10 protein-coding genes are annotated in these 15358 nt (G+C 47.8%); 2 read left to right on the top strand and 8 right to left on the bottom strand.

Annotated elements, in window-relative coordinates; all coding sequences use genetic code 11:
• Positions 1 to 127: 127 nt before the first annotated feature.
• The 7 genes from rirA to ABJO30_08180 all read right to left on the bottom strand — a co-directional run bounded on the left by rirA (position 128) and on the right by ABJO30_08180 (position 10018).
• Positions 128 to 592 carry an iron-responsive transcriptional regulator RirA gene (rirA, locus tag ABJO30_08150; protein ID MEP3232785.1) on the bottom strand — a complete coding sequence of 155 codons (465 nt, stop codon included), beginning with the start codon at positions 590 to 592 and terminating at the stop codon, positions 128 to 130.
• A 169-nt stretch (positions 593 to 761) separates the two neighbouring features.
• Positions 762 to 1793 carry a Fe(3+) ABC transporter substrate-binding protein gene (locus ABJO30_08155; protein ID MEP3232786.1) on the bottom strand — a complete coding sequence of 344 codons (1032 nt, stop codon included), beginning with the start codon at positions 1791 to 1793 and terminating at the stop codon, positions 762 to 764.
• A 214-nt stretch (positions 1794 to 2007) separates the two neighbouring features.
• Positions 2008 to 3174, bottom strand: a complete 1167-nt coding sequence (locus ABJO30_08160; protein ID MEP3232787.1) for an FkbM family methyltransferase — start codon at positions 3172 to 3174, stop codon at positions 2008 to 2010.
• A gap of 188 nt (positions 3175 to 3362) precedes the next feature.
• Positions 3363 to 5459, bottom strand: a complete 2097-nt coding sequence (locus ABJO30_08165) for a TRAP transporter fused permease subunit (GenBank protein ID MEP3232788.1) — start codon at positions 5457 to 5459, stop codon at positions 3363 to 3365.
• Positions 5460 to 5606: 147 nt separating this feature from the next.
• Complete coding sequence (locus ABJO30_08170) at positions 5607 to 6635, bottom strand: TAXI family TRAP transporter solute-binding subunit (GenBank protein ID MEP3232789.1); 1029 nt, start codon at positions 6633 to 6635, stop codon at positions 5607 to 5609.
• A 183-nt stretch (positions 6636 to 6818) separates the two neighbouring features.
• Entirely contained in the window at positions 6819 to 8168 is a 1350-nt protein-coding gene (locus ABJO30_08175; GenBank protein ID MEP3232790.1) for a sigma-54 dependent transcriptional regulator, read from the bottom strand.
• Positions 8165 to 10018: an ATP-binding protein gene (locus ABJO30_08180; protein ID MEP3232791.1), complete on the bottom strand. Its 1854-nt coding sequence runs from the start codon at positions 10016 to 10018 to the stop codon at positions 8165 to 8167. Before ABJO30_08180 ends, ABJO30_08175 begins: the two co-directional genes overlap by 4 nt.
• 238 nt (positions 10019 to 10256) lie before the next feature.
• Here ABJO30_08180 and ABJO30_08185 point away from each other — a divergent pair, with 238 nt between their 5' ends.
• A complete protein-coding gene (locus ABJO30_08185) occupies positions 10257 to 11282 on the top strand; it encodes a gamma carbonic anhydrase family protein (protein ID MEP3232792.1) in 1026 nt (341 codons plus the stop codon).
• 23 nt (positions 11283 to 11305) lie between these two features.
• Here the strand turns inward: ABJO30_08185 and ABJO30_08190 are convergent, their stop codons facing one another.
• A complete protein-coding gene (locus tag ABJO30_08190; GenBank protein ID MEP3232793.1) occupies positions 11306 to 13102 on the bottom strand; it encodes a cytochrome C in 1797 nt (598 codons plus the stop codon).
• 207 nt (positions 13103 to 13309) lie between these two features.
• Between ABJO30_08190 and ABJO30_08195 the strand changes: the two genes are divergently transcribed.
• The gene (locus ABJO30_08195; protein MEP3232794.1) at positions 13310 to 15349 is read left to right on the top strand and encodes a di-heme-cytochrome C peroxidase; all 2040 of its coding nucleotides are present in this window, start codon (positions 13310 to 13312) and stop codon (positions 15347 to 15349) included.
• The last annotated feature ends 9 nt before the right edge of the window (positions 15350 to 15358 follow it).

A 15358-nucleotide genomic window follows, 5' to 3' on the forward strand; every position in this document is an offset into this window, starting at 1 on the left:
CAATAGCTCGATACGCAAAATAAGTAGGTTGGTATTATGACATTTCTGATCTGGGATTCAATATGCAAAACCCATTAGTTCACACGGATGTGGCTGATTGTTATCGCCATGCTTAACTTTGTGAGACTTAAGCGCTAGCCACCTGACCTTCTTCATTGAGCCCAAACATACCCAAAAGCTCGCGAACACGTGACTTGTTTTCGACTAAGTCAGCGATTGTGTAGCTGTCTAAGACTTTGAAGAACGCACCGAGTGCTTCAGTCAACGCTGAGTTGAATGCGCAGGAAGAGAGGAGCGGGCAGTCTGCGCCTTCTTCAAAGCACTCAGCCATAATGAATTTATCTTCAGTTGCGCGAATAACAGCGCCCAATTGCATTTCGCTTGCAGGTTTTGCCAAACGGATGCCGCCAGCACGCCCACGTTCGGTTGCAATGTAGCCATTGTCGACCAATGGCTTTAAAATTTTAAACAGGAAATACTCTGATACGTCATAGACTTGCGCGATGGTTGTGACCTTACTCAATTCTTCGGTATTGGCGGCGCAATACATCAAAATGCGAACAGCATAATTAGATTGTTTTGTCAGGCGCATTGAGTTGATTCTTTCCTAAGAAGGCAGAGCGAATAACGAGACCCTAGCATCATATTCAAACAAACAAAAGCTGCCGGTCCGTCGACCAGCAGCTTCTCGAGGAGGTGGCGATTTTTTGTTGGAGAAACCGGCCACCAGGAGACGATGATGTTCCGTCAATTCTCCGGCGTTACGAGCTAGGACCACCATCATAGTCAACAGTGTCGACTAGTTCGCTCGCTTTATCACGCTTTGTGGCGATATCGTTGAGAGATAAAGCATCGGCTTTTAATGTGCCCCAGCTTGAAACACGCTCAGAAGCGGCGACGCCTTCTTTCACAGGGTATTCAAAATTCGCTGTTGCATAGAGGTTTTGCGCCTGATCGCCAGCAAGCCATTCCATCAATTTTACGGCATCTGCTTTGTTAGGAGCATGTTTTGTGAGCGCCATGCCTGAAATGTTTACGTGTGTTCCACGGTCATTTGCATTCGGGAAAAGAACTTTCACAGAAGCAGCCCATTCTTTTTGCTCAGGCTTCTTATCATTGGTCTGCATCAAGCCCATGTAATAGGTGTTGCCAAGTGCAATATCGCATTCGCCAGCAAACACACCGTTCACTTGTGCGCGGTCATTGCCAGTAGGCTTGCGGGCAAGATTTGCCTTTACGCCGTCGAGCCATTCTTTTGCTGCCGCTTCACCTTTGTGGTTCACCATAGAAGCGAACAGGCCAAGGTTATAAACGTGCTGACCTGAACGGGTGCAGATTTTGCCTTTCCATTTAGGATCCGCAAGTTCTTCGTATGTGATTTCATTTTGAGCAACACGGTCTTTAGAGGCATAAACAACGCGTGCGCGTGTTGTAAGACCAAACCAGTGACCTTCGCCGTCTCGGAACTGAGTAGGGATGTTGCCTGAAAGCGTGTCGTTGCTAAGGGCTTGTGTAACGCCGCCAGATTTAGCACCGTCTAAGCGGCTGATATCGACTGTGAGAATAAGATCCGCAGGAGAGTTTTGACCTTCAGCTTTAAGACGCTCAACCAAACCTTTTTTCGCGAAGACGACATTTGTCTTAATACCCGTCTTCTTTGTGAACTCAGCCAAAATCGGATTGATCAACTGTGGTTGACGGTAAGAGTAAATGTTGACCTCAGCTGCAGTGGCAGCCGTTGCGATTGTGGATGTCAATAAAGCCGCGATGGCTAGTTTGATTGAGTGAGACATTGGGGGTGCTCTCCAAGGTACAAGTGAATGTTGTCTTGTGTTTTTCATACCTAACTAAAACAGTCAAGATAAAATATGAGCAAAAACAATGGCTTAGAACTATTCTAATTTGGATCGATTCTAAGATGTCTGAAAAACTCAACAATTATAGATACTTGCCTCTTTTAGTTTAAAAGTCAGCCGATCAACAATTATTAGCTTTCGAACCTTCAGCCTAACGTTTGCGATCGTGCCGTTCGGTTGCTTTTTTTAAGCCGTGGGTAAGATGCTCATCATTGGGGAAGTAATCTAACCCGAGCTGAAATGTATTTGCTGCGCTTTCAAAGTTTCGTTGATGCATCAAAAGGTTTCCTAAGCGCATATAGATTGCTTTGAAATTACCCCGGTGAGCCGAGTCATATTGTTGGAGAGCGTCAGAATAGATTTGAATTGCGCCTAAATGGTTTTGCTTATCAATTTCGTTGGTTGCTTTGGCAATAAGCGGTTGAGGGATGTTGGGAGCAATGATGACCGCTTGTGAAATAAGAGTATCGATCAAGCGTTGGGTAAGCTCTTCTGAATCATGAATTTTATGGGATTTCAGAAGTTTTGCAAAATGGAGACTGGCCAGAGAGGTTAGCGGGACTGGCGGCAATGTCTTGGGTGGAACCGTTGGCACTCTATAGAGTGGCACACGATCTGAACCTTCTACGCGTGTCTTGAGTTTCGCCAATGTCTCTTCATCAACATACCAATCATCCACATGTGAAAGATTTGAAAAAAGGCGCGTATACCCTAAGGGTTCAAGCAGCGCTGCGATTTTTTCCCGACTTTCGGAGAAGTTGTGCTCCACAGCAATTGTACGAAATTGGTGATTGGAAAAATCGAAATCAGAGAGAATGTCAAATTCTGAACCTTCGGTATCGATTGAGATGAAATCAATGACACGCGGCGCGTCATGCCGATCAAGAAGGTCATTTAATCGTATTGTAGGCACCTGAAAAAACGTTGCCGTTTTGGTTTCTTGATTGCTGTCGGATTCTGTTTTAAGTTGTGGGGCGTTGATATGCGATCGTGCTGGCGTTTCTGGCAAAAAACAAAATTCGATTTGTTGATTAGATTCGGTCCAAATACATTCCGTGCTTACGTGACAATTTCTATTGGCTTGAAGAGAAGTATGGAACATGGGGGAGGGTTCGGCGACAATACCTGACCATCCAGTGGCTTCTAGCAAAAAAGAATTATTGGTATCGTGGCCATCAGTGGCACCAAATTCTACGAAGTAACCATCATGTAGCCCATTCAACACCCACAAAGCCCAAATGTCCTGCCCAAACTGCGAGTAGCAAGATTGTGCATTGTGTGCAAAAAAATCAAGAAACTGTTCTTCGAATTTATTCATATATGACATCGATTAACCTGTGATCATTTGGTGTGCTTATTGGCTATGACTGAACAAATTGATTGTATCCAATACTACGAATTGTGTTGAATACCAACCGTGTACAATGCCATGGCAAGGAACGCGCGCTTGAGCTTGATGCCAAGCTTGCGCTGGCACTTTTCAGGCTACCTTTTGTGATGGTTTGCTCACTGGACCGTTGGTTGGCTCGTTTTTTGGCCTTTAATGTTCCAAGTAAACAGAATGGCGAAGGCTGCTAATGCAATGAGGTTGATCCATATTGATGTTGGCCATAGCAGGGTGACGCCTGTTCCAAGAACGAGCAAACGAAGCAGGATGTTGAGTTTGTTCTCCCAATAGCCCTCAATGCCCGCTGAAAGTGCCCACAGGCCGAAGACTGAAAAGAAGAAAATCTGGATCATCTCTGGCCAGTTGCCTGATAAGAACGGCGTGTAGGCAATGATCAATGGCACGAAGTACAATCCCTTGGCGATCTTCCAAGAGTAAAACCCAGTTTTCATCGGTGGTGCTTTGGCGATAGCGGCGGCGGTAAAGGCTGCCAGACAGACAGGCGGCGTTACATTGCTATCTTGGGAAAGCCAGAAGATCACCATATGCGCTGATAAGAGCGCCACGGTAAGAACTGCTGGATCAAAGGCGTTGTCGATAATCAGGTTCATGTTTTCAAGCGGAACGAGCGCAAGCAAAGCTGATGCATCAACTGAAGACATCGGCGCACCTAGGAGTGCTATTTTATCAGGGGCCGCGATGAGGAAGATTGCTTTGGCCGCTTCTGGCAAAGTGCCTGCCACCATCATGTCTACGATTTGGCTTTGCAAGATGAGTTGATAGAGCGCCGGCGCTGAAAGGGTGCCAAGCACAATATAGGCAGCTGTGACCGGTAGACCCATGCCGAGAATTAATGAGGCGAGGGCGACCAGCACAATTGCAACGAACAGGTTACCATCTGACCAGTTGGAAATCATCAACGAGAATGTGTTGCCAATGCCTGCCGTTGTAATGATGTTGACGATAAGGCCAACTGTACAAAGCAGAACGCCTGTCATGATCATATTGCGGGAGCCAAGTTCCAGAGCGCCCAAAATTTCTTTGATGCCCATGCGGCGTGGTGTCAGCCAAGAAGCGGCGATGCAAGTTAGAATAGCCCAGCCTGCTGCATAAGTCGGCGTGTAGCCTGAGACGAGTAGATAAATCAGCAATGCCACAGGTAGAATGAATTGTGGCCCACCTTCACGCAACACTTTCATTAAAGGCGGTTGTTCTTCGTGCATCATGGCTGTTGCATTGGAACGTTTTGCCTCGATGCGTACGAAGAAGGCAACGGTTGCAAAATATAAGATCGCAGGCAGAAAGCTGACAGAGATGATGGTTGTGTAGGGAATTTGCGTGGTTGCAGCCATAACAAAAGCACCAGCGCCCATGATTGGAGGCATCAACTGCCCACCAGTGGAAGAGGCCGCTTCAACGCCGCCTGCAAAATGATTTGGAAAACCAGCACGCTTCATCAAGGGGATCGTGATCACACCTGTGGAAGCTGTGTTGGCAACGGCTGAACCAGAAATAGTGCCCGTAAGGCCACTGGCAATGACCGCCACAAAACCAGGCCCGCCAATTGTGCGTCCAGCGATTGCGCGGGCAAGGTCGATAATGAAATCACCAGCGCCTGACTTTAATAAAAAAGCACCGAAGATGATAAAGAGGAAAACGAAGGTAGATGAGATGCGCGCAATATTGCCGAAAATAGCGTCGTCACCATAAATAGATCGGAACATCAAGGTTTCGATTGAGAGGCCAGGGAATTTAAAGACACCAGGAACATAAGCGCCCCATACCGCTGCATAGGTTAGCGCAATGATGATGAGTGACGGGATGATCCAACCCGTTGTGCGGCGGGTGAATTCGATGCCGCCTAGAATAACAACGGCGCCTGCGATCCAATCAAAAACGGAGAGGCGAACGCCACGCTCATAAATCGCATTTTCTGCGAAAACGAGATAGATGGCAGAGGCTGCAACCAAGACACCAAAAGCGATGTTTATGAATTGTATGCCCGATTTTGTTGCCCATGCATTCTGCGTGACAGGAACGGCGAGGGCACACAGAAGGGCGAAACCTGCGTAGTGAAAACCATTTTGGATCAGGGTAGAGACATTGCCAAACGTGTTCATCCAAATGTGGCCAATGGCTAGTGCGATAGCGAGAGTGATGGTGGCCATTTCGAGGAAGGAGGCTTTTCCTTCGGCGGACTTATCAAGTTCGGTCATAGCTGTAGCCTGCAATCTTTTTTAAGTTTGTAAAAATCAAAGGGGCGCACAGCTCCGGACCGCACGCCCCCAGACCATGAAAACTCTCCAACTGGAGGGATCAAAGATCAAGTTTCCATGGCCATCAGGTGTATGTGATACAGATACTTATTGGGCTACTAGGTTTGCTGGAATTTCAATGCCAACTTCTTTGTAGTATTTCGCAGCACCTGCATGAAGCGGAACTGGAAGGCCACCAATCGCGCGTTCAATAGCCATCGCTTTTGTCGCAGGGTGGATTGCGTTCAAGAACGGAAGGTTCTCGTACATTGTCTTCGTGATCTGGTAGACCGCGTCCTCATCAACACTTGCGTGTGTTGCAAGGAAGTTTGGCTGTGCAATTGTGCTCACGTCGTCTTTTTGACCTGGGTATGTGCCAGCAGGAATTGTGAACTTAGTCCAAAGACCTTTGCCGCCATCAGCTTTTGCTGCTTGTTCATCTGTAAATGAAAGCAATTTCACGCCTTCACCTTTTGATGCAAACAATTTTGTAACAGCACCCGTTGGAACACCAGCAGGTGTACCCATGCCAACCGCTTTGCCATCAGCAACAGCATCAGCAGAAGGGCCGTAACCACCGTGAACAAGGCTGTAGTCGGTGTTAATGTCGATACCAAATTCAGCAAGGATCGTAGCATTGGAACCGATTGTACCTGAGTTCTTTCTGCCAAGTGCCAGAGACTGACCTTTAAGAGCAACGACGTCTTCGATCGTGCCTGTTTTAGCTGCATCAGCTGAAACAACGAACTGCTCAACATTCTGCCAAAGCATAGAAACAGAGCGCAAATCTTTTTGCGGACCGTCTGCTTTTACGGGGCCAGTGCCTGTTGCAGCATAGTGACCGAATAGACCTTGGATAATAGCAAACTGTGCTTCACCTTCGCGAAGAAGGCGTACGTTTTCACCAGAGCCAGCGGAGTTAATTGCTGACATGCTGATTTTTTGCTTCGGCTGCAGCTTTACTTTTGTCAGTGTCGCGATTGCAACGCCGACTGGGTAATAGGTGCCACCAGTTGATGCGGTTGAAAGAATGTAGCTGCGTTCCTCTGCGGCCTGCGCTGAAGCGCCCATGCCTAGAACGAGTGTTGCAGATGTAGCGACAGCAATGGCTGTGCTTTTAAGTGAAAAATGTTTCAATTTCTTCCTCCCGAAGATTTTTTAGCTTGCGTAGCTTTGAATAGCTGACGAGAGGGTAGCAACATATGTGCCAGCGTGGCAATAACCGTTAACCGACTGTTATTGCAGAAAGAACAGAATAAGCATCATCTTGTCTTCGGCGGAAACCTGCCGAGGCGGTGTGTTTGATCGGCAGAAAATTGCCTATTTTTTGCGACTAAGTCCGTAGCGCTGCATTTTGTCGTTTAATGTACGGCGGGGAATGTCGAGCGCTTTTGTGACCGCATTTATGTTTCCATTGTTCTGGTCAAGCGCGATGGCAATTTGAGCCCGTTCAAAATCGGCGACTTGATCATGCAATGGACGGCTTTGCTCAGATGGTTTGTGTGTCCGGCTGATCAGGTTTTCGATGTTTGTTTGTTCATCAGAGCGGGCGAGGGTGTATCGCTCGGCGATGTTCTTTAATTCACGCACATTACCCGGCCAGCTATGGGCATGGAGGGCGGCAAACCCATTGCTATCGACGGGTTGAGCCGTGCAATTGAACTGCGTCTCTGCAATGGCGACGAAATGCTTGAACAGGAGAGGGATGTCTTCCATGCGTTCGCGAAGGGGCGGGACGTTGATTTCTATTGTGTTGAGACGATAATAAAAATCGTCTCTAAAACGGCCCTCTCGGATTGCATCTTGCAAGTCTTCATTTGCCGCTGAGATAACGCGCGCATTGATCTGGACAGGTTCATTACTTCCTACCCTTTGAACGGTGCCTGTTTCCAATGCACGTAATAATTTTACCTGCATATCAAGCGGTAGGCCGTTGATTTCGTCGAGGAACAGTGTGCCATTGTGAGCATATTGAAAAGCACCAATCCGAGCCGCATCAGCGCCAGTAAAGGCTCCTTTTACGTGTCCGAAAAATTCGCTCTCAAATAAGTCTTTTGGGATAGCGGCACAGTTGAGCGGATGAAAGACATTGCTGGCCCGCTCGCCGCTTTCATGTAATGCGCGGGCGACAAGTTCTTTACCGGACCCTGTCTCGCCGTTGATGAGAACGTTCACATTGGTTGAGGCAATATGGGCAATATCAGCACGCAAGGCACGTATAGCAGCACTCTCGCCGATAATATAACGGGATAACCCGCTTGCCTGACCAAGGCGATCTTTAAGTTGGCGATTTTCTAAAACCAATGCCCGTTTCGCGCAGGCTCTTGCGACAGTTTCCGCGAGTTTTTCTGGTGAGAAGGGTTTCTCGATAAAATCATAAGCAGACCGCTTCATGGCATCCACTGCCATTGCGACATCACCGTGGCCTGTCATCAAGATTACAGGGATATCGGCATCTTTCTGCTTCACAGCATCGAGCAGTGCCATGCCATCCATATTTGGCATTTTGACATCACTAACAACGATGCCTTCAAAGCTTTGATCAATATGATCCAAAGCTGTTCTAGCATCACCAAATGCTTGGACGTTGAAGTCGGATAAAGATAGCCACTGTTCAACAGAACGTCGCATATCTTTCTCGTCATCAATCAGGATGACTTGCTTACTCATTCCACATTACTCAATAAATCCGCCCCAGATTGAACCAGCGGCAACCTGACTGAAAAGACAGCGCCGCCCGTTTCGCTATTTCTGGCTCGTAACATACCGCCCATTTCTTCCACAAGGCCAAAAGAAATAGCAAGCCCAAGGCCGACACCTTGCTCCAGTGGTTTGGTGGTCACGAAGGGATCGAAAACTTTATCGAGTACTGCCTCATCAATGCCCGGTCCATTATCAATGAAGCGGAGGAGGGCGAAGTCGTTTTCTTGCTGTAGTGAAATATCAAGGGATTTCGCCTGCTCGCCGTCTTTTAAAACATCAAGCGCATTGGTCAAAATGTTTGAGATGACCTGCTGCAAGCGATGGTCCGATCCACGCACGATGAAGTCGCCTTCGTGGCCCGTATATTTTAAACCGATGCTGTGTTCTTGAAATCTAGGTCGGAATTCACGCAGTACTTTGGACAGTAGTTTTGGCAGAGCAATGTCGGTGTTTTCTTGGTTTGTGGTTCTGGAAAATAACTTCAAGTCGCTTGTGATTTTTGAAAGCCGGTCGGTAACTTCCCCAATATCTATCAGCGCTTGTTCCGTCTCTTCATATTTCTCGCGTTCAAGCAGCAATCGCCCGCTTGCGGAAAATGTCTTGATAGCGGCAATCGGCTGGTTCACCTCATGGGCAATCGCCGCAGACATACGACCGAGGGCTGACATTTTGCTCGCTAGGACCAATTCTTCTTGTGTTACTTGAAGGTCAGCCTCAGCCTTTTCGCGTACCGCAATTTCTTCGGTCAGCTTGGTGTTGATCTTTTTAATGCGTTGGGCTTCGGTTGCCTCTCGTAAGAGCTGCCGTTTGCGTGTTTTTTCCTGCCAATATAATAGAGCAACCAGAATGAACAAAAGGCCGCCAGCGAGAAACAACATCACCACCAATCGAGTGGTTTTTGCAGAGGACATACTTGCTAAATAATGCACACTCCATTGTGGTGAAGACAGCTGCGCGGATGCTTTTAAGTAGGCACTCTGATTGACGTGGACTGCACTCACGCCGCCAATTGAAAACTCTTTGAAATCAATCGGCTCGAGGTCTTGCCCAACAAAGGTTTGATTGCGGTCAATCCTTTGTCTGACCTTAGCTGTAAGTGGGCTGAGCGTGCGAAAAAGCCAATTGGGGTTGGAGGCTGAAACGACAACACCGTCTTTATTGGTCACCATGACCAACTCACCACCTTCTTGCCAAGCTGTTTGAACGCCCTCAAGCTCAACTTTGACAACCACGACCCCTAAAATACGGCTGATCGCATCATCAGAAAAAACGGGTCGCGAGATAAAATAGCCAGAGCGCCCCGTGGTGTAACCCACCGCAAAGAAACGCCCTTCGCGACCTTCAATCGCGTCGCGATGGTAAGGGCGAAAACCGTAATTGCGCCCTTCAAAGCTTTTTTCTTTTGCCCAATTACTGGAAGCAACGGTTGTTCCATCAGGCTGCAGAACAAAGATAACAGCCGCACCAGATGCCGTTGCAGTACTCGATAAATAATCACGCACATCTTGCAGGCCGCTGCCTTCTTGTAACAGGTCTTGCACGGCATCATGTTGGGCGACGAGCAAAGGCACATGGCCAAGTGTATTGAGGGCCGTTTCAAGGGTTGTGCGATAGAGCTTCACCCGCTCCTGTGAAACGCTCTCCAAACGGGTGAGTGATACCATCATGGCGGCCTTGCCAGATTGCCAAATTGTAACCGTTGTGAGAATAACCAAGGCGGCCATAAATAGAAGCCACTTTGGCTGACCAAAGACCCTGCGCACAGTTGGGAAAACCGTCGTTCGATTGAGATCGATTGTGTCTAGTTTCGCGTCCATGTCTTGTGCCGAAAACTATTCCCTAGGGTTTCTATCACGAGCGTTGTGCTTAGATGAGTTTATCGAAGTGTAGTACAACCCATCCAGTTTTAATACATGTAGGATGGGTGTTTCCTATCGTCTGTTGATGATGACAGTATTTTGCTTGCATCTTTAGATGCTCTGCAGGAGAAATATTGAAACATTGGTGAGCGACAATCCGCCGTGATCCATGCGCTCCATGAAAAGAAGAAAATTGATGGCCGATAACTTCATCCCCTTACGTGCGACTTATGATGGTATTTCTCCTAGCATCAAAGGCGAACTTGCCAATGCGGGAGAGGGCGCTGTTGTCCTTGGTCGCGTTACACTTGGCAACCGCGCATCGCTCGGTGCTTTCGCCGTTTTGCGTGCTGATGGCCATGACGTTGTAATTGGTGATGACTTCCACCTAGGCAGCCACGCAACAGTGCACATCGCCCACGATATTTACCCCACGAATATCGGTGACCGAGTAACCTGCGGAAACAATGTTGTCATCCATGCCTGCGATGTGGGGGATGGCTGTGTGGTTGAACGTGATGCCGTTATTCTCGACGGTGCAAGCGTTGGCGCGGGTGCGGTCATTTCTGCTGGCTCGGTTGTGTTTCCTCGTAGCCAGTTGGAAGGTGGTTGGCTCTATAGGGGTTGTCCCGCCAAGCCAGTCGCAAAGCTTGCGGCAGCTCAACTGCATGAGTACCACCAGAATATTCGCAACGCAGAACCCAACGCTGAGCGTGAGACTATCGAGACAACGACTAAACCAGATTGTTTCGTTGCGCCTTCCGCACTGGTGCAGGGGACTGTTTCAGCTGGGGATGGTGTTGGAATATGGTATGGCTGCAAACTTGCTGCACATTCTCATCGCATCTTAATTGGGGCGGGTAGCAATATCCAAGACAACAGCATTCTAACCTGCAACCAAACAGATATCGTGCTCGGTCCTGGCGTTACTATCGGCCACAACGTAACGCTATCTGACTGCACGATTGAGCAAGGCAGTTTGATCGGTATCGGTGCGCGTATTTCCGCTGGCACCGTGGTTGAAAGTGATGTCCTTGTGGCAGCTGGTGCTCATACAGAACAAGGGCAGCGTCTTACATCAGGGAAAGTTTGGGCAGGCCGTCCCGCACGCGCTATCGCAGATATGGACGCTGGCAAACGCCAGATGATGAGCGAAATATTGGGCCTATACAGAGGCTACGCCGATGACTTCCGCGCAACACCACATGAACCGCTTGTTTGAATGCCTCGCCGTTAATTGCCCGCTTACAGCGTTTTCAAATATTCGATCAGCGCCTTTGCGCCTTCAGGGTCGTTCGACCAGTCTAGCTTATAAGTGTTGCTGTCGGCGCTAATGTCTTTGTCGTGACCTTGGTTGCTTAAAACCTCGGCTATCTTGGTGTCAAAGACGTAAGCGGCAGAATTCTGATCTTTATCGGATAAAGGCATTTGCCATGAAAAGCCCAGTTTGGTCTTGTCGTAAGATAATCTGCTTTTCACAAATTGATCGGGTCTACTTTTAGGCATCAGCAGGTGGTAGAGCGTTGGGATAGAGCCATTATGGAGGTAAGGGGCTTGTGCCCATATGCCACCAAGGGGAAGGGCGTTGTATCCAAGCTGCTGGCCTGAGTCTGCCATGATCAGGTCTTCGCGGCCAACAAGCGAAACGCCGTCAAACTCGGCGCAAGGGCGCGCGGATTGACCGTGTATTTTTACTTCCGTGGAAGGCGAACAAACGCTTGCAAGACGCGCTACTCCCGCATCGCGAATGGGGGAGGTTACAATCTTGGCGCGATTAAATTCTGTTCCTAGGTTGTCATAGACTGTGCCGTTATTATCGCGATGGCAGGCACTACAATTTTCTTCAAAAAGAGCGCGGCCTTTGCTCGCAAGTTTGGTATCCACCTCAAAAGGATAAACAGGGGCGGGTAGAGCGCTCAGCAACTTGCTTGAATAAGCGGAAACACGAATATCATTGTCGTTCAAGCCCGAGGTTAGCTGAGCTGCAAGGTTGCGGTAAATCGGCAGCGGAATATTGCCGTTCCATTGGCCGCCGCCGTTATGAATATTGAGCTTGTCACTGTCCCAGCTAACTTTCCGTCTATCTTGCTGCCATACGGCCATGAAGTCGGTTATGCCTGGTGTTGGTGGTTTGATAAACCACCAAGCAATAAGGCGATCAAAAAAGCCCTCTATTTTGTTGAAGCCGCCGGTGGTGCTGATGCCTGTTGCGTCCGCCATGCCGGGCGTACCATCCCAAAAAGCCTGACCGAGCGCTTTGTAACTTTGATCCTTTAAGATCTCTAAGGCCTCATAGTCTTGTTCTGCTTTGGTTATGAAGGCATCAATGAGTTTCGGTGCTTGACGCTTAAAGTTTTCAATTTGGGAGCGTTCATAGTCTGCGTTTAGGTGGCGGCCTTGGTATTGGTAGTTTTGATAAAAGTAATTCGGGTTTTCCGCGTGAACTTTATCGAGCGCGTTTAAGAAAATAGTCGAGGCTTTTTCGCGCTTGCCAGCGTCGTCCCTTGCGCCGTCAACAATGGCTTGCACAGATTTGAAAATGCGCAGTTTGAATTGAACGATGTTGAATTCTGAATTAATCCCGCCATCAAGATAAATGGTCTTGTCATCATCGTCTTTGATGCGGCCAATATGGCAAGAGCCACAGGTTACACTTGTGTAATCGACGCTATCGGTTGGCAGAGTTTCTCGATTGAAAAAGCTCAGGCCTATGCCGCTTGCGATGGGGTAATTGAGGTCACGTTCATCGTGGAAGAGACCAACGACATCAAGGAAATTCTCTTTGCTGCCCCAATGCTCAGGCGCGACCCGTGGGAGTAATTTTAAAAGAATGAAAGGTATGCCGTCGCTCTGACTGAATGCATGTTTGGCAAACCATGCATAATCAACGCGGTGTTTTTGGAGATAAGCTTCATGTGCTGCGCGGCGAAACGTCTGCTCAGCTTGCCAAGTTGCTGCGGTGTCTTGGGCGCGTAACGAGCCGAGATTCGTGGAAACAGCGAGAATAAAAAAAGTCAAAATGGCTTTAATCGAGATAGACATGAACTGTTCCAATTTAAACGCGCGAAGGAGCGGTGTTAACGCATAAAGGGCGTCTCGTTTTCGTCTCGACATAATTTATCATCAAGCTTCTATCTGGCCAATCTATTTTGGCTGTCAAATGTGATCAAGATTAGGTCAATTGTGAATAGACTTGGCCTTATCTCGTCAGTATACATGCTTATTAAGCAATAATTTCGGGAAGTGCTTATGAAGCGAATATTTTGGTTTGTATTACCTGTACTTATACTGGAAGCAATATTTATTGGTACTCAATATTTTTCAGGCCAAAACTATAGTGAGGGTGCCTATAAGGCATCGCCTGACGATCCTGCGATTAATGTTGAGCTGGATCAAGGCTGGGATGATGAATCGAGAGCATTTTGGTATGAGGCAACCCAAGGTTCGCGCCTTTTGCCGCTTGAATGGATGGAAGCGCTGGAGCAGCGGGGATCCACGGCTCTTTTTATGGATCCAGACCACGTAGAATCTCATAACTTTATTCCAAGAAGAGTCCATGTGCCCGATCGTGAGAATTTGGCGCAGCTGACGCTTGGAATGGCGCTCAATAATCAATCTGACCTTAATTTTTCGCGCACTCAATTACGATGGAAGCCGAACCAAACAGATAAAGAATATTGGGCTGGATTTACCTGTTCTGCCTGCCATACCTCCCGTATCACCTACAAGGGGCAGGAAATGAGAGTTGATGGTGGTGGTTCGCTTATGAACTTCCAGTCATTTATGTATGAGTTCAATTTAGCGCTTGAAGAGACGTATATCGAAAAGGCCAAGTGGGACCGTTTTGCGTCGAAGATTTTGGTGGATGCTGAAGCTAAGGCTGAATATGGCGACAAACTGAGAACCGAGTTTAAAAAGGTTCTTGATTGGCAAAAACGAGAGGCTTCTAGCAATTTCACCTTCGTCAAATATGGGTATGGCAGGATTGATGCCTTTGGCCACATCTACAACAAGATCGCCTTGCTGCTTAAAGATGGCGATCAAGAATTTAACCAGCCTGATGCGCCGGTAAGTATCCCTTTCATCTGGAGCGCGCCGCAATACAATAAGGTGCAATATAACGGTGCTGCACCACGGGTTTATTTTTGGGGTGTTGATGTTGGTGCACTTGCCAGAAATATGGGCGAATTTATTGGTGTTTTTGGGGATGTGACCGTTGAGAAAAAGATCGATAAAGATGGTTTTGCATCAAGCGTTGATCTTAAAAATCTATACAGCCTTGAAAAATCAACAGAACATATGCGCTCGCCTAAATGGCCGACAAAGATTTTTGGTCCCCATGATGAAGAGGAAAAAAAGAACGAGGCAAAGCTCGTTGCGCGAGGGGAGGACCTTTATCAACAAAATTGTCTTCTGTGCCATGATGTGGTCGACCGCACGGATACAAAGCGGGACATCGTTGTTCAGGAGAACTATCTAGCAAGCTCGGCGAAAATTGCTGAAGAGCGATTACAGTACCTTCCTAAAAACCTACACAATCAGCGCATCGAAAAACTGTCTACCGATCCTTGGATGGCGTGCAATGCTTATTCAGCGACGCTGCGCACAGGATTGTGGAGCAGTGATCGGGCGGTTGCGTCTAATGTTGATTTCAAGAGTATTGAGCGCGGTGATCCTGTTGCCTTGGGTGAGAAGATAGAAGCAAGTAAGCTTTTGAGCCTAACGGTTGCGGGTATTCTGGCTGCCAATCAGAGCAATGTGACTGAATTGATTGGTACTAGCTTCTTAAGTGCGCCGAGTATTCCCAGAGGAATAGGTGGAATTGATGATGACGCGTCCGTGGTTGAGCTGGGCAGCGAATGGCAAAACTACGATCGAAAGACTGATAAAGCGAAGCGTTTGGAAGACTGTTTGCGGGTCTGTCTCCTGCTTTCGGGACATGATGTAAGAAACAATTATCTCGGTTACACAAGTCGCCCTTTGAATGGCATATGGGCAACAGCGCCTTTCTTACACAATGGATCGGTTCCTACATTGTATGATTTACTCTTGCCTGCAGACCAGCGTCCTAATTGGTTTTGGACGGGCAGTTATGAATATGATCCAGTTAAGGTCGGTTTCATCACCAATAAAACGGAAGCAAATCGTTTTCTGTTTGAGGCGCGTAACAGTACGGGTGGTGCTTTGAACTCTGTTGATGGCAACACCAACCGAGGGCATGATTACGGCAATGAAAAGTTTAGCGACGAGGATCGCATGGCGCTCATCGCTTATTTGAAAACATTATAGGCGGTTTGT

This window comes from Hyphomicrobiales bacterium, from assembly GCA_039973685.1.
Classification (GTDB): Bacteria; Pseudomonadota; Alphaproteobacteria; order Rhizobiales; family JACESI01; genus JACESI01.